The sequence below is a fragment of the Domibacillus aminovorans genome, assembly GCF_001643235.1.
Lineage (GTDB): Bacteria > Bacillota > Bacilli > Bacillales > Domibacillaceae > Domibacillus > Domibacillus aminovorans.
Genome location: NZ_LQWY01000067.1, coordinates 327,947 through 353,457 on the forward strand (window position 1 = coordinate 327,947; position 25,511 = coordinate 353,457).

The following is a 25,511-nucleotide window of genomic DNA, read 5'->3' on the forward strand; positions in this document are numbered from 1 at the left end:
AGGGCTAAATAGACATATTGGAATCTTTCTTTTACTGAAAAGTGTACGAATGGCGACATTATTAGTCGCCATTTGTTTCATTTCCTTTCTATTAATAAAGAATTCTCCCATTGATCCAATTCAAGCGTATATCGGTGCGGATCTGTTGAAGGTAGGACCGGAACAGCGAGAAAAGATTGCTGAGTATTGGGGACTCGATCAACCGGTCATGGTACAGTTTTTCAATTGGGGCTCTGCTTTGCTTACAGGTGATTTAGGAACGTCAATGATTTACCGCCGTCCCGTTGCTGAGATTATTAGTGAACGTTTTTTAAATTCTTTCGTTTTAATGATCACAGCGTGGTTATTATCCGGAATCATCGGGTTTGCCATGGGCGTTATTTCAGCGATGAAAAAGGATACGTGGGTGGACAAATTCATTAAATGGTATTGTTATACTTTGGCATCCACTCCGACCTTTTGGCTCGGACTTCTCATGCTCATTGTTTTTGCCGTATGGTTAGGGTGGTTTCCGATCGGCTTAGGGGTTCCAGCTGGCGTTCTTGCAGAAGATGTCACAATAGCCGATCGAATTAATCATCTGATCCTTCCAGCGATTACTCTTAGTGTTGTCGGTGTTGCGAATGTAGCTTTACATACGCGTCAGAAGTTGATCGATGTTCTGGCTAGTGATTACGTGTTGTTCGCGAGGGCAAGAGGAGAATACGGTTTTGGTTTGTTTTGGCGGCATGGATTACGGAATGTAGCTTTGCCAGCGATCACTTTACAATTTGCTGCTTTTAGTGAATTGTTTGGCGGGGCCGTGCTTGCTGAACAAGTATTTTCTTACCCGGGTCTTGGACAAGCTACCGTAGAAGCAGGACTACGAGGAGATGTTCCGCTTTTATTAGGATTAGTTATATGCAGTGCACTATTTGTTTTTATTGGGAACTTAATCGCTGATTTGATTTATTACGTGTTAGATCCGAGAATAAGAGAGGGGCGAATGATTTGAATGCGGCCCTTAACATAAAAAAGAGAAAGAATGCTCGAAAATATTTTAATAGAAGGAAACGGACATTGATCGTGACCGTTATCGCTGTTATTTTCTTACTAAGCATTGTTGTTGGCCGTTTTTTATTAGATGAAGGAAGAATTGCCACGAACTTAACGATACGAAATGCTCCCCCTTCATTTGATCATCTTTTTGGTACCGATTGGTTAGGCAGAGATATGTTTACACGTACCATTATGGGGCTTTCGTTAAGTATGGGAGTAGGATTGATTGGAGCAATTGGCAGCGCGTCGATTGCTCTTATCCTTGGTATGGCCGCAGCTACAATGGGGAAAATGGTCGATCGGATGATATCATGGCTCATTGATCTTTTTCTTAGTGTACCGCACCTCGTCACGCTCATTTTGATTGCCTTTACATTAGGGGGAGGATTTAAAGGGATTGTTATCGGAATTGCCCTCACCCATTGGCCGAGTCTTGCTCGTGTTATTCGGGCAGAAGTCATGCAAATTCGTTCAGCTGAATTTGTACAAGTGTCTCAGAAGATGGGGAAATCTCGATGGTTTATTGCTGTTCAACACATTTTTCCGCATTTAATCCCGCAAGTGTTAGTCGGCTTCTTATTATTGTTTCCACATGCGATCTTACATGAAGCGGCTGTGACCTTTTTAGGTTTAGGGTTATCGCCCCACGAACCAGCTATTGGGATTATTTTGTCAGAATCGATGAAGTACTTGTCTTCAGGTATGTGGTGGCTCGCCTTTTTTCCAGGTCTTTGTTTGCTTATTGTCGTTCGGACATTTGATACGATTGGCGAAAATCTCCGAATGCTCATTGATCCAACGAGAGCTCACGATTAATTAAATATGCGATGTTTATTTTTAAAAAGGAGTAATATATATGTCTATTCTTGAAGTAGAAGACTTATCCATCTCTTTTAAACAATATACAAGAGGTCTAAAACAAAAACATCATCATGTTATCACGAGTTTAAATGTCACTCTGGAGGCAGGTGAAATACTTGCCGTAGTGGGAGCAAGCGGTTCGGGGAAAAGTTTGCTGGCTCATGCTATCTTAGGGATCCTACCGAGTAATGCGAGCATGAGCGGGACGATTAAATATGCAGGAGATGAACTTACGGCTGCTCGGCAAATGGCATTAAGAGGCAAAGAAATTGCACTCGTCCCACAATCCGTCAACTATTTAGACCCGCTTATGCGCGTTGGGGCTCAAGTCCGTACGTCTGTTAAACAGGGCGATGCCGCTCTGGCACAACGTAAGGTCTTTGAACGATATCATTTACAATCAGATGTTGAGAACATGTACCCGTTTCAATTGTCTGGAGGAATGGCGAGAAGAACACTTTTATCAACAGCGATGGTAAGTGAGGCAAACGTGATTATTGCAGATGAACCGACCCCGGGACTTGATCCGGTGGTCATATTAGAAGCTCTTCATGACTTTAGGGAGCTTGCAGACAATGGTTGTGCGGTCATGCTCATAACTCATGATATTGAATCTGCCCTAAAAATTGCCGATAAAATTGCCGTATTTTATGCAGGTACAACGGTTGAAGTCGCACCAGTGGATGACTTTTTTGGGAATGGTGAAGCGTTACGGCATCCGTATAGTAAAGCGTTATGGAGAGCGCTGCCGCAAAATGATTTTGTTCCGATCCGAGGCTCGCAGCCCCATCCGAGTGCTTTGCCAGCTGGCTGCTTATTTGAACCGCGATGTGAAAAGGTTACACTTGAGTGTAGACAGGCACGACCCGAGATGCGAAACCTTCGTAATGGAATGGTGAGGTGTATCCATGCAACTTGAGGCAAAAGATGTCGGGTTTCGTTATGGGAATGGACCGTGGTTGTTTCGAGGGGTCAATGTAACCGTAGAGCCAGGGGAAATCGTTGGCCTCACTGGACCGAGTGGATGCGGGAAAACCTCTTTCTGCAAAGTTTTAGCAGGCTATGAGAAACCTGTGGAAGGAAGCATTACTGTTAATCACTCTTTATTGCCGAAGAACGTCTATCATCCTGTGCAACTCGTCTTTCAACATCCAGAAAAAGCAATTAACCCAAGGTGGAAGATGATAAAGACTCTTCGTGAAGGAGGGCCGCTTGATCAGGAGCTGCTCGAATCCTTAGGCATTGAACGGGAATGGCTAACGCGTTGGCCAAATGAACTGTCTGGAGGAGAATTGCAGCGGTTTTGTGTGGCTCGAGCATTGGGAAAAGGGACGCGTTTTCTCATTGCTGATGAAATGACAACGATGCTTGACGCCATCACACAAGCTCAAATTTGGCATGTCGTTCTGGAAATGGCTAAAAAGAGAGGGATGGGCGTACTCATTGTCAGCCATGAAGCGAAACTCATTCAAAGACTTTGTCATCGAGTCATTGAGTTTCATCCTGCTAATGCATGATAACATGGTAAATGTTCTATATAATCATTGTTTGAATAATGTAAAAGATCATGTATTTTCTGAAAATAACTGAAACTTTTTTTACGATTGTACGTAAAAATAAGGAGAGGTGATTGAGAGGAGAAAAACGATGATGTTGACATTATTCTTCTTTTTATTTCTACCACTTCAAGCGCTCGCTGTCACACGATTACCGATGTAAAGATCGATGCGCACATGCAAGAAAATGGACAGGATGCCGTCCGAGCGAGAACTGTATACATATTCATTTGACGGTGAATTCAATGGAATTACCCGGGAAATTATTCCGAAAGAGGAGGGAATGTGATGAAAGTATTTATCGGTTCGATCCTTGTCCTTTTGCTGATTGGCGCTGGCATTTGGCTTATGCTGTCGCCGTCATTTAAAAAAGTAGGGGAAACGGCCAGTAAAGTGAAAGATAATTTAAAGGAGGGTTCACACGATGGGGGACGTGAAAAAGATGAATAGAGGAAGGAACAAAAAGGTAATCGGTGGTTCGATCGTCGCAATCGCTCTTATTTTAGGCATTGCCTTACTTACCTTGTTTATTGAAAAAATTCCGAACGGCTATGTTGGTGTTGTATATAGTCCGAATGGTGGTGTGCAGGATGAAACACTTGGTCAAGGCTGGCATCTTGTCGGTTTATTTGACAAAGTAACCGTATATCCAATACGGATGCAGACGGTTAATTATACAGATATTCAAGTCGCTACGTCAGACGGGAAAAGTGTAACCGTTGATTTTGCTTACAACTACAGTATTGAACCGGATAAAGTCGTTGATGTGTTTAATAAATTTGGCCCGATACCAGTCGAGCAAATTGAAGAATCGTATTTGCGCACACGTCTTTGGGATGCAGGACGTAAAGGCATTGCAAAATACTCGGTTATCGATACGTACGGTGAAAAATCATCTGAAGCTGCTGTTGGTGTACAAAACTTATTTTCCGATGACATTAAAGAACTCGGTTTCGTCGTCGATAACTTGACGCTCGGTGTGCCGAAGCCGGATGAGTCAACGCAAGCGGCGATTAATAAACGGGTAGAAGCAGCACAGGAACTTGAGCGGAAACAGATTGAGTTGAAGATTGCGGAAGCCGAAGCACAGAAAAAGAAAATTGAAGCGCAAGGTATATCTGACTACAATAAAATCATTAAAGAATCCATTTCACCTGAAGTCATTCAAAATAAATGGATCGAAAAATGGGACGGTGTCATGCCAAAAGCAACTGGCTCAAATCAGTTGATCGAAATTCCGATTGATGATGCAGGTACCGCTGCGAGTGCTGGGCAGTAATGAAATGATCGAATCTCTATTTTAAAAGCCTTCTGCGGGATGCAGAAGGCTTATTTTAATTGTTATTTGCATATTGTACAATGCCGTCCGCAAGAAGATTCATGACGTTTGTTAAATAAGCAGGATCGGATAACTTTTGATCTTCTTCCACATTTGTCATAAAACCGATTTCAGGCAAGATGACTGGTACTTTAGACCAATTGAATCCAGACATGTCATCCCGGTAAAAAATACCGGTCTGATGAAGCGGGATGTCAGCGGAAACGGCTTGAATGACGTGATTGGCCGCTAATTCACTATCCGCAAAAATGGCGCTCGTATACGAATTTTCTTTTGCTGGAATTAGAACGGAAAACCCGCTCGTTGCCGGATTTTCTGAACCGTCCGCGTGCAGCCGAACGAATAAATCCGCTTCATTGTCATTGGCAACAGCTGCCCGCTCACTATTGCTCATATCAACGTCATTCGTTGTCCGTGTCAAAATCACTTTCATGTCTCTTGCTTCAAGCGCTGATTTTAACAGTTCAGCGGCTTCTAGATTTAATACATATTCCGGCTTTTTCGTGACAATACCTGTCGTGCCGCCCGTTACTTTATATTTCGTTTCAGCTGCGCCCGGTCCGATCGGTTCTTGATCAAGATTCGCTTTCGCCTGATGGCCGGGGTCAATGACGACGAGAAATGGATCAGCAGCAGGAACAGGTACGGGCTCAGGTTCAGGAATACCGACGGCTTGCGTTACGACAGTTTCTTTTTCCAGAGCGGCAGGCTCAATAGACTCAAGTTCCGTCTTAGAGACAGGTTCTTCTTTTACGATCGCTGCGGGTGGTTTAATTGTTTCCGGTTCTCCGGTATCAAAGCTGTTTAAAAGCCCTTGCGATGACTGCGAATCAATGAAAAGAAGCCCGGCTGATACGATCAAAGCGATAAGGACGAGAATCCAGGCACCCCGCTGTTTATTCATACGATTTAATGAACTCCACATTCGCTTTTTCAATCGACGATAAACTGCCGTCATAATACGGATTCGGGCTGTACCAAGACTGGCTGCTAAAATAGTTTTGCAGATCATTGGACTCGAAAATGTATCCGTAGCGTGCATAAATTTCGTTTCGTGCAAGGCGAAGCTGACTGCTGGACATGCCATATAAATCGCTATCTGCAAGGTACGCATAATCACTATGCGGCAAAATGTAGTAGCTTCCGCTTGAAGCAACAGGTACTTCGCGGATCACTTCTTTAATCACGGTTTTTTCGGTTACTTCCTTCTCTTTTTCTTTCTCTTCTTTTTTCGGTTCAGCGGTATCAAGTGCTAATGCCGTTTCTCGTTCTGCGCCGCCGAGTATGACTTCTTCTACGTCTTCTTTTTTGCCGCTATCGGTTGTGCTCACTCCTTTTACCGTATACAAGCCGGCAAGATAAGGGCCGAATTCGCGCGATTCACTCGCTGCATCAATCGTACCGAGTTCACTGTTGTTTAACGTAACCACTGTTTTTATGCCTGTAGATTCCACGGTTAAAAAGTTACCCGGTGTATCGATTACGTGCTGATGAATGATGCCGTATTTTTTGCCTTCCTGTTTCACTGTAAACAATGGGCTGTCCAGCGATTCATTCGATAGAGAGCGTTCAATTTCTGACAGCAAAGATGGATTTTTATCAAGTAAAGCAAAAAGAGCATCCAGTGTCTGGTCATTCACTTTTAGACGCGAATCAGTAGGCATAATGACATTCTTTAGCGTACTCTTATCTTTTTCAGCGAGCGCTGTTGTGAACTGTTCTACTACTGCTTCTTCACTGTACTTTTTTGACATCATTTGATAGCCAGTAAACAATGCAATCGCGATAACGGCAGCGAATGCAAGCAAGAGCGGCATCATTTTGGAACCGGTTTTCTTTCCGCCCGTCTTTCTAGATGTCTTTTTTGACAAATCAGCCCCGCATTCTGAACAAAAAGATTGGCCTGCTTCACTGGCATGACCGCAAACACCACATTTAGACATGATTCAATCTCCTTATAAATTAATACTTTTATACTAATGAATTATATAAAATTTTACAATCTAATTTTTGGATTAGGGTGTTTTGTCATGAAAAAGTGACATTGCTAGCGCATCCATTTTTTCTTTACCAACCTAATGGTAAACTGAAAAAAACGAATAAAGGATTGTTAAATAGATGCTTCTACTAAAAGATGTTCGGAAAAGTAAAGGAAATAATGTGTTTTTTTCTTCTTTCAATTTGTCGGTTTCATCCGGTGAAATAACGGCGATTCAGTGCGGTCATGAGCTACGACAGGAATTAATGAAGATTTTGATCGGGGTGTCCGGTTTGTCCGATGGAGAGATACATATAAATGAAATGAAAATCGTACCGGGTCAAAAAAAATTGTTCCATCAAATCGGTACGGTTTATATACAAGATACACTGTATGAACGGTTGTCGGTCATCGATAATTTGCGGTTTTTTCAGCGGCTTTATGATGGACATGTGAATCTGGATGAACTGATCGCTTTATTCGGTCTAGAAAAAAAGAAAAATGTACGGATTGAAAAGTTGTCGCAATCTGAAAAGGTACGCGTGTTCACGGCAAAAGCGCTCGTTCATGATCCGGATTTGCTTGTACTTGAAGAACCGTTTCAATCGATTGATCTTGAAAGCAAGCATATTATTCAGCGGGCGGTAGAATCGTTTGCGACACGGGGAAAAACGGTGCTCATTTTGGCGAGTTATTTAGAAAATGCGATGGCGCTCACCGACTGCGTCTATGTTTTGAACGAGCACGGGTTGAAACAAATAGAGATTCAGTTGGAAGAAGAGACGGAAATGGAAGCAGTCGAAGAAGAGCGGACGGAAAAACCGGTCATTGTACCGAAATCGGTTCAGATGAAGATTCCGTCAAAGCTTGAGGATAAGCTTGTGTTATTTGATCCGGATGAAATTGATTATGTGGAGAGTATGGAAGGCGCGGCGCAGCTTTATGTGCAAGGGGACCTGTTTCCATGTGCGCTCAGTCTCGCGGATCTTGAGGACAGGCTTGAGCCGTTCGGCTTTTTCCGGTGCCATCGGTCGTACATTGTGCATTTGTCGAAGGTGCGTGAGGTGGTGACGTGGACAAGAAATAGTTACAGTCTCGTGCTCAATAATTCAGAGAAAAGTTCGATTCCATTGTCGAAAGGGAAACTAGCAGCATTAAAAGAGAAAATGGCCATTTAATGTGCTCCATATAGAGCAAAATATACTCCATTCGGGGTTGGTATGATGCTTTTCACCTTGATATTACAGCGTTTATGAGAATATCAAGATATAGTGGAAACACGATCAGCGAAGGGAGCAATTGAGCATGGAAAATGTCATTGAGGTACGAAATCTCGTTCATTATTTCGGGAAAAAGAGTGTATTAAAAGGGCTTCATTTTGAGGTGGAAAAGGGAGAAACATTCGGATTTTTAGGACCGAGTGGATCAGGGAAGACGACAACGATTAAAATTTTAACGTCGCAGCTGATTGGGTCAAAAGGAGAGATTCGGATTTTCGGTCAGCCGCAAGCGGATTTAAAACGAATCGGTATTTTAACAGATAACAGCGGGTTGTACGATCGCTTGACGGTGTATGATAACTTAGTGTTGTTTTGCGATTTGTACGGGACGGACCGGGCACGTATTTCGGATGTGCTGGATGAAGTGAATCTAGCAGCGGAAGGGAAAACGGTCGTGAAAAAGCTGTCAAAAGGAATGAAGCAGCGGGTGACGCTTGCCCGGGCGATTTTACATAAGCCAGATTTGTTGTTTTTGGATGAACCGACATCCGCACTCGATCCAGTCAACCGGACGCGTATTCATACCATTTTACGGCGATTGAATGCGGAAGGGACAACGATCTTTTTGACGACGCATGACATGCAGGAAGCGGAAGAACTATGCCACCGTGTTGCATTTTTGAACGCCGGGGAGATAAAAGCGATGAATTCACCGCAGGCGCTTCGTCTTCATTATTCAGACGAGTCGATTTCTCTTCATTTAAAGGAAAATAAAACAGTTGTTGTGGAACGGAATGAAGCGGGCGCGGCGCAAATTCAGGACTATATCGCGAATGGGGAACTACTGGCGATTCATTCAAACGAGCCAACACTTGGCGACATTTTTATGCAGCTAACAGGGAGGGATTTAGTATGAATGGGTCAATGAAGCGTGTCGGGGCAATTTTCGTCAAAGACTGGAAAGATTTAAAGCGTAATTCGTATGTATTGTTTACGGTGTTTATGCCGGTTGTGTTTGCGGCTATTTTAGGACGAATGGGGGTGGAGAATCCAGGCATGCATATGTTTCCGGTCAATATGGCGCTCGTCATGTGTGCTGCATTCGTACAGGCATCGATGATAGCGGAAGAAAAGGAGAAAAATACATTGCGCGGGTTAATGCTGTCACCGGCTTCAACACTTGATATTTTCATTGGGAAAAGTGTGCTGACAGGTGCTGTGACGATCGTTGTTATCATTCTATCGATCTGGTTGAGTGAAGTTCAATTAACAGGCATTGCGCCGCTTTCAATCGCGATTTTGCTCTCTCTCATTGCGTATATTTCAATTGGAACCATTATTGGTCTTTTATCGAGAAATGTAATGGAAACGGGGATTGTTGGCATGCCGGTTTTGGTCGTGTTCCTTGGTAGCAGCTTCATTATGCAAATTGTTGAGAATGAATTTATTAAGAAGGTGTTATCGTATTTGCCAAATGAACAGCTGTCTAGCATGGCTGTGCAGTTGCACGGCGGCGCGGCGTTTGGCGAAGTGGCCTCACACTTGGCAGTCATTGCGGTGTGGGCCGTCGCGTCCATAGCATTGACAGTCGTGATGTATAAAAAAAGTGCGGCGGACAAATGATTATGAGCCTGGCCAACGTGCCGGGCTCTTTATTTCGCTGGGAAAATGAAGTTTCACTATATAATTCTCTGAAAATTGATGGTGGATTTCTATTCTTTTTATGGTAAAATCAAGTAAGACTATCTTTTTTTAGATGAATAAAATAAAAAATCAGGGAGCCTTATCTATGAAAAAATGTATTATGTCGCTGTTCGCTTTATTTATCGTAATTGGACTTATTCAACCGGCTCAAGCAGCAGGGGGGACGACGTTTTATGACGGAGTGAAGGTGACGCATGCAGATGGGGGCACCGATCAGCCGTTTGCAAAAAATGAGAAATTAATAATTGATCTAGCCTGGTCATATAAAGGCAGTCAGCCAGCTGCGATGACGCTTCCGGACACATTTAAGGTAAAGGAAGATGTGCAAAAAGCGTTGACGACGAAAGATGGAACGAATGTCGGAATGGTAAAAGTAGATGCAGAGACTAGAGTCATCACGGTTGCATTCGCGAATGTATCAGCCATTGAATCTGGTACTTCGGGGAAGATTTTTATCCCTGTTGTTTTCAATGAAGCGGTCGTTACAGCGGCAAGCACGTATAAAGCGGCGTTTAACATTGGACAGGCAGCGCCGGTTGTCGTGAGCATGACAGTAGAGAATAAGGCAGAAGTAGGCACAGGAGCGTTGAAAATCGTGGCCATTGACGCGTTAACGAAAGAAAAGGTGGCAGGTTCAGCGTTCACCGTTGTGAATAGTGATGGAAAAGTCGTGGCGTCCCTCACGACAAACAGCGCGGGTGAAGCGACAGTACCGAGTCTTCCGTATGGCACGTATATAGTGACGCAAACGGCTGCACAGGCAGGATATGCAGTGCCAGCGGATCCATGGAAAGTAGAGATAAATGAAGCCGTTGTTATGAAAGAAGTGACGCATGCGAAGGTAGCCGGTTTAACGGGCGGCTTAACGATTACAGCGGTTGAAAAAGGAACGAAGACACCGATTACAGCGGCGGAATTTGAGCTGAAATCAGAAAATGGTCTATTTTCAAAGACGGTTGTAACGGATGAGAAAGGCACTGCTCTGTTGACGGGACTTGCTTATGGCACGTACACGTTGAAACAGACGAAAACAGCAGCCGATTTTGTATTGCCAACGGAAACATGGGATGTGGTGATCGGCCGTCAGACGCCGCTTGAGAAAACGATAGAAAATCAATTAATCAACGAATATGGTACTCTTTCGATTAAGAAAACAGACGAAAAATCAGGCGATGCGTTAAAAGGTGCTGAGTTCTCACTTTATTATTATACGGGTGATGAGAAGCTTGTCGCAAAAGTTGTGACGGATTATAAAGGAACCGCCGAGTTTGAAAATTTAGTGGCAGGCAAATATACGCTGGAAGAAACGAAAGCACCGACTGGCTATACACGTTCGTCGGAAAAGACCGTTGTGACGATTAAAAGCGGTGAAACGGTTGAGCTAACGTTTAAAAATGCGAAATCATCAACGACTGGAGCTGCGACAACGACGAGTGGTACGAAGTCAGTAGATACATTACCGAGAACAGGTGATGAATCATCGATGATGTATATGCTTGGCGTTATATTGCTAGTAGCGGGCGCGTACATGTTTATGAAAAAAGGGAAGCGTGCGTAAGCAAGGCGATGTTGAGAAAAGTCATTGCGGTCATCTGTATCATAGCAGCGGGGGTGTTAATTGCGGCCCCATTTTTGAAGTACGAACTGCTAGAAGCGAATACGGAAAAGTATGAAGCTGTGCAGTTATCGCCGGAAGAAATTCAGGAAAATAATGAACTGCCGGCCGAGTTTAATATGGAAGTGATTGAGCCGCCATCTGTTTTAGATACGGTGACGAAAGACGTTGAAGTGGAAAAGTCCGCGATTGTTGGGCAAATGGAGATTCCATCTGTTAATCTCAGTTTGCCCATTTTAAAAGGAACAACGAATGAGAATTTGCTTGTCGGGGCAACGACGATGCGGGAAGATCAGTGGATGGGACTTGGCAATTATACGCTCGCAGGTCATCATATGAAGAGAGATACACTGCTTTTCAGCCCGATTTTGCGTGTGGAAAAAGGGGCGCTCATTACGGTAACGGATTTAACATACGAGTATATATATGAAGTGACAGAACTTGAAGTCGTTCATGAAGCCCGTGTTGATATTCTAGACAATACGATTGACCCGGTCATCACGCTCGTCACATGTTATACGCCCGATGAACCCGAAAAGCGATTTATCGTGCACGGTAAACTGATAAAAACAGAAGAGTATGAATAAAAAGAGCAGCATCGAAAGCCATGTGATTAGGCTTTTGATGCTGCTTTTTTGCGTTCAATATTAGTGTGCCGAGTAGGCTGCTTTTTGTGAAGTGCCGAATGTGTTGTATTGTACAGTATAAAAACTTTCTAAGTCGCTCATGACAAGCACCGTACCGCCTGTTGTCGAAGCTGTCTTTGCACCGGCGTCCGTGAGACGTTTTAAGACGGATGAGTCGGCGAAATTTGCGCCTGTTCCGTGAGAAGCGACGGCATAAAGCGGTGCGACTTCGTCAACGAACGACTGTGTTGTCGCTGCTGAGCCCCCATGCTGTGATACTTTTAACACGTCTGCGCTCAAATTGTAGTCCGCGACAAGTTTGTTTTCAACCGATGCACTCGCGTCAGACATAAGCAAAAAGCGGACGTCGCCATGTGTTAACTCAAGAACGATTGATCCGTCGTCTGCATTTTGTGCTCCGCTGTTTGCATTTAACACATGAACGGGAGTGGATGAATCAGCTGAAATGTCGCTGTTTACTTTTGCTTGTGTAAGCGTCAAGCCAGCTGCTTTTGAAGCGTTCGTGTAATCGGTATATTCTTGCGATGTACTTTTCAAGCCAGAGTCAATGATGCGGTGGACGTTGAAGTTTTTAAGTACGTAATCCGCGCCGCCGATATGTTCAGGATCGGGCTGTGTGGCGACGAATGTATGAATGTCTTCGATGCCCATCAAATCGAGTTCTGCTGCAATCGATTCGTCATCCGGACCAGCATCAATGAGCATAACTTCGCCGTTCGGGAATGTGACGAGTGTAGCGTCACCGTGTCCGACGTTTAGAAATTCAACAGATAAGGAGTCAGCGGGTGTGGAGAAAAGTGCCCGTGACAGAAATGCCGCGAATTGTCCACGCGTGACGGCATTGTTCGGTTTGAATGTGCCATCTTCATAGCCGTATGTGATGCCAGCGGCAACGATATTTTGGATATATGGATAAGCGGCAGAAGTTTTGGATACGTCCGCAAAATCAACGTTTGCTGTTTCAGTTAAACCGAATGCTTTTGCTAAAATAATGGCCATTTGTCCGCGTGTAACCGTTTGTCCTGGGCGAAATGTGCCATCTGGGAAGCCGGAAATGATTCCTTCTTCTACAGCGGACTCGATGTAGCCGGATGCTGTATTGGATGTGTTGACGTCAGAAAAAGATGTTTTCCGTTTCGTCCCGTCCAGTTCGAATGTTTTACCGATTAAAATAGCGGCTTGCGCGCGTGTTACCGCCTGGTCAGGTTTAAATGTGCCGTCCGGAAAACCGGTAATAATTTCGGCGTCTGATAAAAAGTCAATATCGTCAAAAAAACGATGTGAGTTAGGCACATCTTTAAAAGAAGCGGCCTGTGCAAACGGGGAAAAAAGACTGAATGTGATGATGAAACTAAGAAAAACGGACAGTGATTTTTTCAATTATGAATCTCCTTTCGGGTATTAAAGGTACGTATAAGAAATTGCTAGACAATCAAATGGGATATAAATGCTTGTGTTTTAAAGAGAAATGATTCCTGCATAGATCTATATTGGGGTATTTTTCTTCCCTTGTAAACTTTTTTATGGAAGATGTTGCATTTTTTTAGAAATACCGTATTATATATATTAATACAGTTAGTACGGTTTGCGCAGAAAGGATGTGGGACGATGTTTACGATAGATACGAGAAGCCGGGTGCCGATTTACGAGCAGCTGACTGAGAAGCTGAAAGAGCTGATTATTCGTGAGGTGATGAAAGAAGATGAACAGCTGCCGTCAGTTAGGTCGCTGGCACAGGATTTGACGATTAATCCGAATACGATTCAAAAGGCGTACCGGGAGTTGGAGCGTGAAGGCTACATTTATTCCATTCCAGGCAAAGGAAGCTTTGTGTCGCCGGTCAAAAACGAGATTAATAGGGAGCGAATGGAGATGTTGAAAAAAGAGCTCGAGCGTATTGTTGGAGAAATTTTGTTTTTAGGTGTACCGAAAGATGAAGTTATTCGAATCATTAACACGATGAAGGAACCGGAAAGGGGCAGCGACGATGATTAAGGTAGATAATGTATCGAAGCGATTTGGCCGCTTTGATGCGGTGAAGGATGTAAACGTTCATGTGAAAAAAGGTTCCATTTATGGATTGCTCGGGTCAAACGGTGCCGGGAAAACGACGCTGCTGAAAATCATATCAGGCATCATTCGGGCGGATCAGGGGGTGCCAACGATTGAAGGCGAATCTATTTTTGAAGCGCCGGACGTGAAAAAGCGGGTGTTGTTCATTCCTGATCAGCCATACTTTTTTCATCAGACGTCGCTTATGCAGATGGCTTCGTTTTATGAAGCGGTGTATGACCAGTGGAATGGTGAGCGGTTTCATCAGCTGTATGAGCATTTTGCACTTAATCCGAATGCATTGCTTTCGCGAATGTCAAAAGGGATGCAGCGGCAGGCGGCGTTTATTTTAACACTATCAGCGATGCCGGATGCGCTTATTTTGGATGAGCCGTTTGACGGGCTCGATCCGGTCGTGCGCCAGCAAGTGAAAAACTTACTGATTCAAGATGTGAGCAGCCGTGAGATGACTGTGCTTGTGTCGTCTCATAACTTGCGGGAGATGGAAGATTTTTGTGACGCGGTCGGCGTGATGCATAAAGGCGGTCTCCTGTATGAGCGTGATCTAGAAGAATTGAAAACGGACATCAGCAAGCTGCAGGTGGCGTTTAAAAAAATGCCGGACGAATCGTTTTTGGCAGGGATGGATGTTGTACATTATGAGAAACGCGGCCGTGTGCTGACATGTATCGTACGCGGGACGGAAGACGAGATTGACCGTTATGTCCGTTCGTATGAGCCGGCCATTTATGATGTGCTGCCGCTTACGCTGGAAGAGATTTTTACGTATGAAATGGGGAGTGTCGGCTATGAAATCCGGAATCTTATCGTTTAATAAAGGGCTGTTCATGCAGCATTCACGCTCCGTATTATGGATTAGTATTTTCTTTTTGTTATCGCAAGTAATCTTGCTCCCGCTCGGGTTGATGATGGTGCTGCGTGATGAACGGGAGTATGAGTATTTTCTGCAGACAGATTATCGCAATGTGCTGTTCGCATTTACATACGCGTTTCAGTACTTGTCGTATCTTGTGTTTCCAGTAATAACGGGGATTGTATTGACTAGTTATATGACGAAGAAAGGTTCGTCTGACTTTATGCATAGCTTGCCGTTTAAACGAGGTACGCAGCTTATGCACGTTTATGCATCCGGCATCGTCTCACTTGCCGTACCGATTTTGATTAATGCGGTTCTATTGCTTATGATACGGTCGTTTATTAAGCCGCTTACCTATTCAATCGGACATTTGTTTGAATGGCTCGGTGTATCACTCTTTATTACCCTTTTTATGTTTATTGTGACGGTCATGATCGGATTGTTTATCGGACCGGCTTTGCTGCAAGGCATTATGGTGTATGGCATTCTCGTGCTGCCAGCAGGGTTAATTAGCGTAACGTTGTACAATGCACGTTACTTTGTGAACGGCCTGGCGGTTGATTCGTATACGTCGAAAGTGATGACGGATGGCATCTTTTTAATCCGTGCCGGTGAGTATGTGAATCGGCCATTTAGTGGGATAGAGTGGGCAATTTATCTCGTGCTTGCGGCCGTGATTGTTGCTGTTTCTTTTTATGTATACAAAGTACGGCCGGCAGAAGCGGTGGATGAAGCGATTGTGTTCCCGTTTTTCCGATGGGCATTCATTTTCGTCTTAACGTATGCGGCGATGTTGATCGGTGGATTGTACTTTAGTCAGTTTTTGGGCGGATCACTTACGTGGACGATTATTGGTTATGTGATCGGCGCGTTTGCTGGCTACACATTGCTGCAAATGATCGTTCAAAAATCATTGCGTCTTGTCTGGCCGTGGAAAGGATTCGTGTTTTATGTACTCGCTATTCTCGTGCTGCTTATTCCAGGCACAATTGCAGCAAAAGCGTATGAAAAAGCGATTCCCGAAGCGAAAGAAGTGGAAAAAGTGTATATCGGTGATAGTGGAGAACCGTTTGAAAACGTATTTTACACAGGAGTAGAAGAATTGAAAAAAACAGATGCTGGCTTCATGAAAGGGGCCGATTCGATCAATGAAGTGCGGAGTATTCATGCGCAGTTAATTGATGCTGGAGTCGGTGTATCTGATTATGAAGGGTATCAGGTTTCAGTTACATACGGGTTGAAAGACGGAAGCCGTATGCAGCGTCAGTATACAGTATCAATGGATGAACTGGGGCGTATAACAGAGGATCTCCGGAAAAATGTTGAATTTATTAAAGCGTCGAATCCTCTTTTTGCGATCGCGACGCCGGAGAAAATGACGTACTTGAGCGGGTATGACAGCACGACAGGCAGACAACTCGCCAATGTGGCGGGAAAAGAAGATATTGAAGCGATCCGATCAGCAATGGAAAAAGATACATTGTCCGGAGAGGCGGATCAGTTTAGTCTGAATGGTGGGGCGAGCGCTGGTACGATTGAATTCTGGATCGGGAAAGAAAATCAGATGCAAGTTTCAGTCAATGTGAATCTGGATGATGAACATACGATTCAAGCCATTCGTGAGCATGTTCCTGGAGGTGAGTCCTTTGCTTCTGCCACTAACGTGGAAAAAGCGTTCATTGTGACAGCAGAAACGGAAGAACAGAAAAAAGAGTTGTCGGATTTTATCTGGCCGGATAATGGAGATGAGCCAAAATGGAGCGACATGCCGCTTCCGTACGAGCAGGTAAATGATACAGCTAAGATTAAACAGCTGCTTGATCCTGCAGGCTTGACAGAAGATAGCAGCCGTCTGCTCGTCTTGAAATGGCAAGAAAACGGTCATATCGGTTATACCGTTTCGGTCGTTGGGTTAAAAGAATAAGAAAATAGGGGCTGTTCCTAGTCGGTTTTCACCGACTTTTGGAACAGTCCCTTCTTTTTTTCATCAGTATATTCTCTTTTGAACATACGATTGGATATATTAACGTGCCATACACTGCGTCATAGACTTAGAGAAGTAACAATCAACAAAGAACTAGTTCTATAGAAATATTTTTGTTTTTAAGAAGCAGGAGTTATAGAGGATGTGCACGAATATATATGGACATTGAAGGGGTACAACGAACCGAATCGTTGATACTACATTTTTCAGAGGGGGAATTACGTTGTTTAAAAAGTTAATAGGAGGGTTACTCTTTCTTCTGCTTATTGGCCCGGGAGCTGCAGTGTACGCTCAAGATAATGGTTTTGCGGAAGGAAATACCTCTAAAAGTAGCGGGAATTACGGAAATGGATTAACAACCGGAGAATTATCAGGTGTTTTGGACACGGACCAAAAAGTGACGGATTTTATTAATAAAAATCGAATGCAATTTGGCGTTCAAAATAAAACGGAGAAATTAAAATTAACAAAGAAAACAACAAATAAAGAAACGAATAAAAAGCATTATTTATACCAATTAACTCACAAAGGAATTCCTGTTTACGGAAGCTATGCGCAAGTGCATCTCAATGCTCAAAACAAAGTGTATGCTTTGGACAATGATGTAGAGATAAAAGATATCAATCTACCTACCTCTCCAAATCTCAGCGGGTCAGAAGCGATTGCTAACTTAACAGCTGCAGTGGAGAAGGAATTGGGGAAAAAGATTGAACTAGAATCCAGTAACGAAATGGTGCAAATAAAAGAACCAAGCGCGAAATTAATTATTTATCCTTCAAATGGCAAAGATTATTTGGTTTACGAAACGAAAATTAGCTTTTTAAAACCAACGATCGGAGAATGGGTCGGCTTTGTGGATGCCCATACAGGCCAAATCATTGAAAAGTATAATGCGCTGAAAGATGCGAATGCAACTGTACCTAGTAAAGAAAAGAAAGCGCCTTTAAGCTATCCGTACACTGTTGAAAAAGGTGAAGGGGACAGTAATAATGGCGGGGTTAAAGAATTAAATATTGTGAAAGAAAACGGATGGTATTACTTGTTGGACACAACGAATCCAATGGCTAATGATGGAGCCATTGTCACTCGTGATGAGTTCAGCCGGGAGATTGTTTCCAGCGATTCTTCTCATTTTAATGATAAGCATGCTGTAGATGCTCATTACAACGCTGACATCGTATATGATTATTATAAAGAAGAATTCGACCGCGACAGCATTGACGGAAAAGGAATGGATATTGTTAGTTATGTGCATGTTCCTGAGTATGGCGCTCCGATGGATAATGCCTATTGGTGGGAGGATGCCATGTGGTACGGAGATGGAGATCAATTGAATTGTTTCAGCTGTGCACTGGATGTCGTCGGCCATGAAATGACGCATGGTGTCACAGAGAAAACGGCAGGCCTTGATTATTGGAAACAATCGGGTGCTTTAAATGAATCCTTTTCTGACATTATTGGATCGCTTATAGACGGAGACTGGGAATTGGGTGAAGAAACAGGGTCTGTAATTCGGGATATGGAAGATCCAAATCGTTATGGCCAGCCAAAACATATGGATGAGTACATGTATATAGAGTGGGATAATGGCGGAGTTCATTTTAATAGCGGGATTCCCAACTTTGCCGCTTATCAGCTGGCGACATCATTAGATCAAAGAGGCTTGGACGGGAAAAAGATTTTAGGTCATATCGCTTATAACTCGTTGAATAATTACCTGCATCCAACTTCTCGATTTTCAGATGCACGGGATGCATTTCTTTTGTCTGTAGATGACTTAACATTCTTGGAAAGTAATCAAAAAGACATTGTAAGAGAAGAAGTGGAAAATGCCTGGGCAGCAGTAGGGCTTCCATTTGGAGAGCAGGCTCTGATTAACTTAGAGGTGAGCGAATCCTCTCTCAATTTAAATGTTGGTGAAACACATCAGCTAACGTTAACAGCTGTTTACTCTGATGGTTCTAGAGAAGACGTAACATCTTTGAGCAACTGGGAGTCAGGCGATCCGGACGTAGCAACTGTGGAAGCCGGGCTTGTTGAAAAAATAAACGACGGTGAAACCATCATTTGGGCATCCTATCAGGGAGAAGAAACGGCTGTTGAAATCGTGGAAACGCCTAATGTAAAAGGAAAAGTGAGCGAAGGCCCCTCCTCTGAAGATATAGGAGAAGGCTTAATGTTTATTGAATCAACAGATGGGGATGAGTACTACTATTTTACTTTAGATGAAAACTCAGAATTTAGTTTTTATCTAAAGCCAGGGGAATATAAAATTACAGCAATGTACTCTTATAAAGATGGAACGGAAGAATATATTGATATTTTGGATCAATCATTTACAGTTGGCAAAGAAACGCTTCAGTTGGATGTCGACATTCCTCCTGTAACGGTTACAGGGAAAATCGAATTTTCTGACCCCGACATTCTTGAACAATATGATGAGATTGGTTTGATTCTTGAAAATAACGGCGAGTATTTGTGGATTGATGTTAAAGAAGAGTCGTATAAAGGACGCCTTTCAAAGGGTACGTATAACGTTGTCGAGGTTTTTGCTTATACGTATGAAGGTTCTTTAGAGGATCTGAGTATCCCGCTTCATGATTCTATTAAAATTAACGACGAATCAAAAGTGATCGAAAAAAATATTAAAGTAAACGGTGAAACTTCTCTTATACACGTAGATCCAGTAAAGGAAAACAGCACAGCTGTAACAGGCGGCACAGATCCAAATATGACAATCGAGATTTCTAATGAATCATCAAAGAAGATTGGCACCGGGAAATCAAAATCGGATGGACATTTTTCTGTTAAGATTCCGAAGCAAAAATTGGGCATGGTATTAACGGTGATAGTCAAAGATGCACATGGGAATCAAACAGCGAAAAGAGAAATTGAAGTTCAAGATGGTACCCCTCCAGAAGCGCCGGTAGTTGATCCGGTTAGTGATCAAAGTATGACTGTAACCGGAAAAACCGAGGCAGGTGCGACAGTGATGCTGAAATTGGGCACAGGAAACGTAATAGGAATGGCTGATGATCAAGGGGAGTTTAGCATTGAAATCGCCAAGCAAAAAGCTGGCGCTACGCTTTATGTAACAGCCGAAGATGAAGCCAGCAACGTAAGCAAAGAAACAAAAGTGATGGTATCCGATGGCACAGCTCCTGACGCGCCAATCGTAGATCCAGTGAAAGAGCTTCAAAAAGCGGTAACAGGAACGACTGAACCAGGTATGACCGTAACGGTCAGCCACAATGGGAAAGTCCTTAAATCTGGAAAATCGGATAAAAAAGGGAAGTTTTCTGTAAGTATCAAGATGCCGGCGAAAGGAAGCAAGCTGTTAGTCACGGCGAAGGATGCGGCTGGCAATGAAAGTGCAGCGACAGAGGCAATCGTTTTAGACGGCATAGCTCCTGACGCACCAAAAGTGACGGTTCCTGTCAATGACAAAAGTGAGAGAGTAACCGGAACAACAGAAGGGAAGGCGACTGTGACCGTTAAACTCGGTACGGAAACCTACACAGGAAAAGCGGATGATCAAGGTACGTTCACGGTGGCCATTGTCCGGCCAAAAGCGGGCACGACGATTTTAGTTACGGCAGCGGATGAAGCCGGAAATGTAAGTAAAGAAACGAAGGTTGTTGTAGCCGATGTAACAGCGCCTGACGCGCCAATCGTAGATCCAGTGAAAGAGCTTCAAAAAGCAGTAACAGGAACGACTGAACCGGGTATGACCGTAACGGTCAGCTACAATGGAAAAGTTCTTAAATCCGGAAAATCGGATAAAAAAGGGAAGTTTTCTGTAAGTGTCAAGATGCCGGCGAAAGGAAGCAAGCTGTTAGTCACGGCGAAGGATGCGGCTGGCAATGAAAGTGCAGCGACAGAGGCAATCGTTTTAGACGGCATAGCTCCTGACGCACCAAAAGTGACGATTCCTGTCAATGATCAAAGTACCGATGTGAAGGGAACAACAGAAGCGAAGGCGACTGTGACTGTTAAACTCGGTACGGAAACCTACACAGGAAAAGCGGATGATCAAGGTGCGTTCACGGTGGACATTGTCCAGCCAAAGGCAGGCACGACGATTTTAGTCACGGCAGCGGATGAAGCCGGAAATGTAAGTAAAGAAACGAAGGTTGTTGTAGCCGATGTAACGGCTCCGGTTGCACCAGAGGTAGATAATATCACATCTAAGCAAAAGGTCGTGACAGGTACAACAGAACCTAATGTAACGGTGACTGTTAAAAATGCAGCAGGAAAAATATTACGTTCCGGAAAATCGAATAAAGAGGGGGATTTTAAGCTTAGTATTTCTCCACAGCCAGCCGGATCTAAGATTTTTGTAACCGCAACAGACAGTGCTAAAAACACGAGTGAAGCAACGGAGAAAATTGTTGAGTAGGTTTTATTGCCTTAAGTATGTAGATTTATGTAAATAGTAAAAAAGCTCACTGGGGATTCCTCAGTGAGCTTTTTTACATCAAATATCTAAATCTTGAGAGTAAACGATTGGAAAACTACTTACTTCATTAGCTTTTGCCACGAACTGGCATGATGGACAGCAATTTGACACTTACATTCTTTCCATACTTTTTTCATTTCTGCTTCGATATAAGCGGGGCTTTTTCCAGAAAAAGAGATGCCTTCTGCTTCCGCGTTCTCGATCGTTTCAATAGCAATTAACACTTCTTTACCGAGCGCTTTGCCGATGTTTAATTCCGTCCGGGCTGCTTCTATGATTTGGTCTGCGCGGTCACGGTACGCCATAATCACTGTGTAATCGGCGGTTTGAATGGCCATTTCAGCAAGAGTCCCGCCGGCCCGGGATGGAATTTCATCGTACCAGAAGGGGATATCGATACCGAGAAGGAATCCGCTGGCTGCTGCTTTTTTCAACAGCTGTTCATATCGATCAATAGCCTGGTTTTGATCGGTTTTCCATTCAGTTGATAAATACGGTTCTACATCAAGATGAATGCCGTCCCAGTCCAGCTCATTTACTTTTTGTAAAAAAAGAGCTAAATCTGCTTCTGTATAATCAGGCGAACCATCAAGCGCATGAACGCGAATATTCTGCTCATGTGCGGCTGTTAAAAAAGAGCGGTACACACTGTCGGCAATATTCGGATCGACTTGAACATACACATCACGCACTCGCTTTTCTTCAAAAAATATCAGCCATTTTTCTTGATCGTCATTGAGTATGGACGCATCCCATATCCATGTTGCATGTTCAGGTTCATTCATACGGCAGCCTCCTATGAGCAGCACGATTATAGCCAGCAACCATCTCGTTTTCACAAAAGAATCAATCCCTATTCGTTGATTTTAATATAAGTATAGAGTAGAGCGTCCTTATGCATCAACAATGAGTCTTTTTGTTTTTTCTGTGACAGTTCATTTTCTACTGGATTCTGATCCATTTTCCTATATAATAGAAAAGATGCATTTTGCGCATAAAAACGACAATGAAAGACTCATTATGATATGATAAAAATCTACGAATTTGGAAGGAAAGAGGACTTTTCAACATGAAGAACGAGAAGAAATTTTGGCTGTTTGCTCTGGCATTTCTTATTTGGCAGCCGGTTATCGACGTGCTGACAAGCGCATCATTGCTTCTACTAAATGTAAACCTAACCGTCGGTGTCATTGCCCGCGTGCTGTTTATGGCTGTGATTGTGCTAGTGCTTCTGCAATTATCCTGGAGGAACCGTCTGGCGAGAAAATATGCCCTGTATTTAATCGGGTTGGCTGTGCTGATTATTGTAAACATGGCGATGAATTACAATGTAAAAGATCCCTATTACATTGCCAGCGAATTGAAGTATTTTAATAAGATTGTTTATTTTCCTATTGTATTTGTTGGTTTTAACATGCTGTATCTTTATTTAAAGAGAGAACATGAGCCATTTAAAGAAAAAACAACCACGTATTTTCTTTACGCCTCGCTCATTATCAGTGCCGTTTTCATCGTCTCATTCGTAACAGGGACAAGCATGTCCAACTATTCCCACACAAAAATTGGCTTCACGGGTTGGTTTTTCGCGGGTAATGAAATTGGTGCGATCATGGCGATTATTTTGCCGCTCACAGCACTTTATGCGATTGAACAGACGGATAAATTGAAAGAGTGGCGCTACTGGATTCCGTTTGTTTTGCTGGCGATTTCCATGCAGTTTCTCGGAACGAAAGTAGGATATGGCGGCATTGTGATCGTCTTAATTGCTACATTTGTCACGATGTTTATCCTCTACATGACGAAAGAGCGGACAGAAAAAGTACGCTCCAATATGTTGATTTCGATCATTTTAATGGCGGTTCTCGCTGTGACGACACCGATCACGCCTGTTTTCCACAATATGTTTGCACATTTAAGCTTGTTGAATATTGATTTGGACTTTGGCCAGAAAGAAAAAGAATACGATCCGGAAACGGGAGAAGAAATCCCATCGGAAGACGATGAAGAAAAGCCGGAAATCACAAATGATCAAATTCAAAATCTCGTTTTCAGTAGCCGTGAAAAATATTTAGCGGACATGAAAGATGATTTTGCGGATGCGCCAATCGGACAAAAATTGTTCGGCATGGGCTTTGCGGGGAATTACGTAGAACCAGGTCCGGGTGTCGGTCCGAAATTGATTGAAATGGATTTCTATGATCTCTTTTTCTCACTCGGTATCGTCGGTTTCCTTTATATGATGTCCGTACCGCTTTATTATGTTGTGAAGTTCGTCCTGTATTTCATCCGAAATATAAAAGAAACGTTTACGATTACGAATGTGATGTACGGCGTGTCGTTTATTTTAGCACTCGGCATTGGAGCTACAGCTGGACATGTGTTAACAGCACCGGCTGTATCCATTTATGTTGCTGCTGTTATGGCATTGCTTATGGTACGTGAAGGAATTGTAAAAGAATAGTATGATGAACCGCTCTGTTGTAACTGACAGAGCGGTTTTTTTGTGCAAATATGAATCTAGTGTAATGATACGTATATGTTTGAAGAAGATGCAGCTGTGAAAAAGATTCTTACCGACAAGTACACACCGGCAATCGAGGAAATGAAAGCAGAAATAGTAGGTTCTACACCGGTTGCGCTTGACGGCGAACGTGCAAACGTATGGACCGGTGAAACGAACCTTGGAAACTTAATGACAGACAGTATGCTCGCCAAAGCGAAAACGATTGATGCAGAAGCGGTCATTGCGCTTCAAAATGGCGGTGGCATTCGCTCGTCAATCAATGAAGGCGACATTACGATGGAGGAAGTCTTAACGGTCATGCCTTTTGATAATTCCTGGAAATCTGATAAAAAGCTGTACTATTTACTTTATATTTTACTTATGAAATGTATTAGTTGTCCTCGATCAACCAACTTCACACCGCTTTTTTTTGCAAGATCGCAGGCGTTTTTTGTAAAAGTATTATTTGTCACAACCCATGCTTCATTGGTCCTGTAATACGTTTTAGCAGAAAAAACTTGTTGAACAGAAGTAACTCCGACTGTTTTACTGTATTTTTTGACTTGCACAGCGATAGATTTCCCGTCTTTTTTTAATAATAAATCTGCACCGTAATCACCAATGAGGTTTACTTTATAGCCCATGTTTTTGAACAGTTCCTCTACATACAGTTTAAATTCTACTTTCTGCATAGTATCAATTTCTTTAATATCGGATTGAAGGAATTTTCTCTTTTTTGCATATTGTCCATCCGACCGAAAATAAACGTATACAGCAACAGAAATAATAATGATCACTATAACGATAAAAATGTCATCTCGAGGCTGAATAACTAATGGAAGAACAAAGTGACTAACAATTAAAAAGCCCATTAGGCCGAGTAAAGTTTTATCAAAAAGTGTGTCTGCCTCGTTTTTATATTTCATCTTAGCTATCTATCTCATCTCCTTGACCTATTTCAGTAAAATCAGTCCATTATTTCATCTTATTCTTCACTGATTTATGTATCTTTATCCAGCGAAGTTGAATAGCCGTATATTATGGCGATTGATGAAGTTGCATAACGGGCATCGACCAGATGTAATTCCTTCATTTCATTTAAGCTGTAGCTTTCACGCGATTCCATCAAATTTTATTTCGATTAGTGAAATAATTTACATTTTTCGGATATTGAGTGTGCTATAACCTTTTAAAACCGATTTTAACTCGTTCCATGGGAACTTATTCTAAATTTGTAAAATTGGATATAAATGGGTTAAAAGCACAGAAATAAGGCCTTACGCATAAAATGAATTGCATTGCATTGAAAAACGTATAAAAGAAAGGTGATAACAATGGCTGACGATAGAAAAGAACCACGGGATGGGTCAGGACCACAAGTGTCGACACTTTCTATTGGACCTAAAGGGCCGAGAGGACCGAGAGGAAACGCCGGGCCACAAGGGCCTGCAGGAGCAGTAGGACCACAAGGACCAGCGGGAGCCGATGGAAAAGTAGGACCACAAGGACCAGCGGGAGCAGAGGGAAAAATAGGACCACAGGGACCAGCGGGAGCCGATGGAGCAGCAGGACCACAGGGGCCTGCGGGGCCAACAGGAGTGCAAGGGCCTGCAGGAGCAGACGGAGCAGTAGGGCCGGAAGGGCCACAAGGACCTATGGGAGCAGCAGGGCCGCAAGG

The 25,511-nt window shown here is 43.2% G+C and carries 21 protein-coding genes and 2 pseudogenes; 18 read left to right on the plus strand and 5 right to left on the minus strand.

Features of this window, described 5'->3' with window-relative positions:
* Window positions 1-16: 16 nt before the first annotated feature.
* The 6 genes from AWH49_RS17425 (at window position 17) to AWH49_RS17445 (ending at window position 4,734) form a co-directional block, all read left to right on the plus strand.
* Window positions 17-994, plus strand: a complete 978-nt coding sequence (locus AWH49_RS17425) for an ABC transporter permease (protein ID WP_280512846.1) — start codon at window positions 17-19, stop codon at window positions 992-994.
* Complete coding sequence (locus AWH49_RS17430; RefSeq protein WP_063966729.1) at window positions 991-1,854, plus strand: ABC transporter permease; 864 nt, start codon at window positions 991-993, stop codon at window positions 1,852-1,854. Before AWH49_RS17425 ends, AWH49_RS17430 begins: the two co-directional genes overlap by 4 nt.
* A 40-nt stretch (window positions 1,855-1,894) precedes the next feature.
* Entirely contained in the window at window positions 1,895-2,818 is a 924-nt protein-coding gene (locus AWH49_RS17435; protein ID WP_063966730.1) for an ABC transporter ATP-binding protein, read from the plus strand.
* Window positions 2,808-3,416, plus strand: coding sequence for an ABC transporter ATP-binding protein (locus tag AWH49_RS17440; RefSeq protein WP_063966731.1), 609 nt, complete (start codon window positions 2,808-2,810; stop codon window positions 3,414-3,416). The genes AWH49_RS17435 and AWH49_RS17440 overlap by 11 nt, the downstream gene beginning before the upstream one ends.
* 327 nt (window positions 3,417-3,743) lie before the next feature.
* Window positions 3,744-3,905, plus strand: a complete 162-nt coding sequence (locus AWH49_RS20470) for a hypothetical protein (RefSeq protein WP_169816013.1) — start codon at window positions 3,744-3,746, stop codon at window positions 3,903-3,905.
* A complete protein-coding gene (locus AWH49_RS17445) occupies window positions 3,880-4,734 on the plus strand; it encodes a prohibitin family protein (protein ID WP_063966732.1) in 855 nt (284 codons plus the stop codon). The genes AWH49_RS20470 and AWH49_RS17445 overlap by 26 nt, the downstream gene beginning before the upstream one ends.
* 55 nt (window positions 4,735-4,789) lie before the next feature.
* Here the strand turns inward: AWH49_RS17445 and AWH49_RS17450 are convergent, their stop codons facing one another.
* Together AWH49_RS17450 and AWH49_RS17455 are read right to left on the minus strand one after the other, a co-directional pair.
* Window positions 4,790-5,698 carry an N-acetylmuramoyl-L-alanine amidase gene (locus AWH49_RS17450; protein ID WP_063966733.1) on the minus strand — a complete coding sequence of 303 codons (909 nt, stop codon included), beginning with the start codon at window positions 5,696-5,698 and terminating at the stop codon, window positions 4,790-4,792.
* The gene (locus AWH49_RS17455; protein WP_063966734.1) at window positions 5,691-6,737 is read right to left on the minus strand and encodes a YARHG domain-containing protein; all 1,047 of its coding nucleotides are present in this window, start codon (window positions 6,735-6,737) and stop codon (window positions 5,691-5,693) included. The genes AWH49_RS17450 and AWH49_RS17455 overlap by 8 nt, the downstream gene beginning before the upstream one ends.
* A 175-nt stretch (window positions 6,738-6,912) precedes the next feature.
* Between AWH49_RS17455 and AWH49_RS17460 the strand changes: the two genes are divergently transcribed.
* The 5 genes from AWH49_RS17460 (at window position 6,913) to AWH49_RS17480 (ending at window position 11,898) form a co-directional block, all read left to right on the plus strand.
* Window positions 6,913-7,950 carry a LytTR family transcriptional regulator DNA-binding domain-containing protein gene (locus AWH49_RS17460; protein ID WP_063966735.1) on the plus strand — a complete coding sequence of 346 codons (1,038 nt, stop codon included), beginning with the start codon at window positions 6,913-6,915 and terminating at the stop codon, window positions 7,948-7,950.
* A 127-nt stretch (window positions 7,951-8,077) separates the two neighbouring features.
* Window positions 8,078-8,908 carry an ABC transporter ATP-binding protein gene (locus tag AWH49_RS17465; RefSeq protein WP_063966736.1) on the plus strand — a complete coding sequence of 277 codons (831 nt, stop codon included), beginning with the start codon at window positions 8,078-8,080 and terminating at the stop codon, window positions 8,906-8,908.
* Window positions 8,905-9,615, plus strand: coding sequence for an ABC transporter permease (locus AWH49_RS17470; RefSeq protein WP_063966737.1), 711 nt, complete (start codon window positions 8,905-8,907; stop codon window positions 9,613-9,615). Before AWH49_RS17465 ends, AWH49_RS17470 begins: the two co-directional genes overlap by 4 nt.
* A gap of 166 nt (window positions 9,616-9,781) precedes the next feature.
* Window positions 9,782-11,254, plus strand: coding sequence for an LPXTG cell wall anchor domain-containing protein (locus AWH49_RS17475; protein WP_063966738.1), 1,473 nt, complete (start codon window positions 9,782-9,784; stop codon window positions 11,252-11,254).
* 8 nt (window positions 11,255-11,262) lie between these two features.
* Window positions 11,263-11,898 (plus strand): class A sortase, encoded by a 636-nt coding sequence (locus tag AWH49_RS17480; protein WP_063966739.1) that lies wholly within the window; start codon window positions 11,263-11,265, stop codon window positions 11,896-11,898.
* 60 nt (window positions 11,899-11,958) lie between these two features.
* On the opposite strand, the gene AWH49_RS17485 is transcribed toward AWH49_RS17480, so the two are convergent.
* On the minus strand, window positions 11,959-13,338 hold the full coding sequence (locus tag AWH49_RS17485) for an S-layer homology domain-containing protein (protein WP_063966740.1): 1,380 nt from the start codon (window positions 13,336-13,338) through the stop codon (window positions 11,959-11,961).
* Between the two features lie 228 nt (window positions 13,339-13,566).
* Between AWH49_RS17485 and AWH49_RS17490 the strand changes: the two genes are divergently transcribed.
* From AWH49_RS17490 to AWH49_RS17505, 4 genes are all read left to right on the plus strand, one after another.
* Entirely contained in the window at window positions 13,567-13,953 is a 387-nt protein-coding gene (locus tag AWH49_RS17490) for a GntR family transcriptional regulator (RefSeq protein ID WP_018394711.1), read from the plus strand.
* Window positions 13,946-14,845, plus strand: a complete 900-nt coding sequence (locus AWH49_RS17495; RefSeq protein ID WP_063966741.1) for an ABC transporter ATP-binding protein — start codon at window positions 13,946-13,948, stop codon at window positions 14,843-14,845. The genes AWH49_RS17490 and AWH49_RS17495 overlap by 8 nt, the downstream gene beginning before the upstream one ends.
* Window positions 14,820-16,811, plus strand: coding sequence for an ABC transporter permease (locus AWH49_RS17500; protein WP_063966742.1), 1,992 nt, complete (start codon window positions 14,820-14,822; stop codon window positions 16,809-16,811). Before AWH49_RS17495 ends, AWH49_RS17500 begins: the two co-directional genes overlap by 26 nt.
* A 283-nt stretch (window positions 16,812-17,094) precedes the next feature.
* Window positions 17,095-21,270, plus strand: a complete 4,176-nt coding sequence (locus AWH49_RS17505; RefSeq protein WP_063966743.1) for an Ig-like domain-containing protein — start codon at window positions 17,095-17,097, stop codon at window positions 21,268-21,270.
* 119 nt (window positions 21,271-21,389) lie between these two features.
* Here AWH49_RS17505 and AWH49_RS17510 read toward each other — a convergent pair whose 3' ends face one another.
* A complete protein-coding gene (locus AWH49_RS17510; protein ID WP_063966744.1) occupies window positions 21,390-22,115 on the minus strand; it encodes a hypothetical protein in 726 nt (241 codons plus the stop codon).
* A 284-nt stretch (window positions 22,116-22,399) separates the two neighbouring features.
* Between AWH49_RS17510 and AWH49_RS17515 the strand changes: the two genes are divergently transcribed.
* Both AWH49_RS17515 and AWH49_RS20880 read left to right on the plus strand, forming a co-directional pair.
* Window positions 22,400-23,791 carry an O-antigen ligase family protein gene (locus AWH49_RS17515; RefSeq protein ID WP_063966745.1) on the plus strand — a complete coding sequence of 464 codons (1,392 nt, stop codon included), beginning with the start codon at window positions 22,400-22,402 and terminating at the stop codon, window positions 23,789-23,791.
* A 141-nt stretch (window positions 23,792-23,932) separates the two neighbouring features.
* On the plus strand, window positions 23,933-24,331 hold the full coding sequence (locus AWH49_RS20880) for a 5'-nucleotidase C-terminal domain-containing protein (protein ID WP_244886910.1): 399 nt from the start codon (window positions 23,933-23,935) through the stop codon (window positions 24,329-24,331).
* On the opposite strand, the pseudogene AWH49_RS21130 reads toward AWH49_RS20880, so the two are convergent.
* Window positions 24,277-24,759 (minus strand): annotated as a pseudogene (locus AWH49_RS21130) (restriction endonuclease); the annotation flags it as partial. The gene AWH49_RS20880 and the pseudogene AWH49_RS21130 overlap by 55 nt on opposite strands.
* Window positions 24,760-25,167: 408 nt before the next feature.
* On the opposite strand from AWH49_RS21130, the pseudogene AWH49_RS17525 reads away from it, so the two are divergent.
* Window positions 25,168-25,511, plus strand: a pseudogene (locus AWH49_RS17525) (exosporium glycoprotein BclB-related protein); the annotation flags it as partial.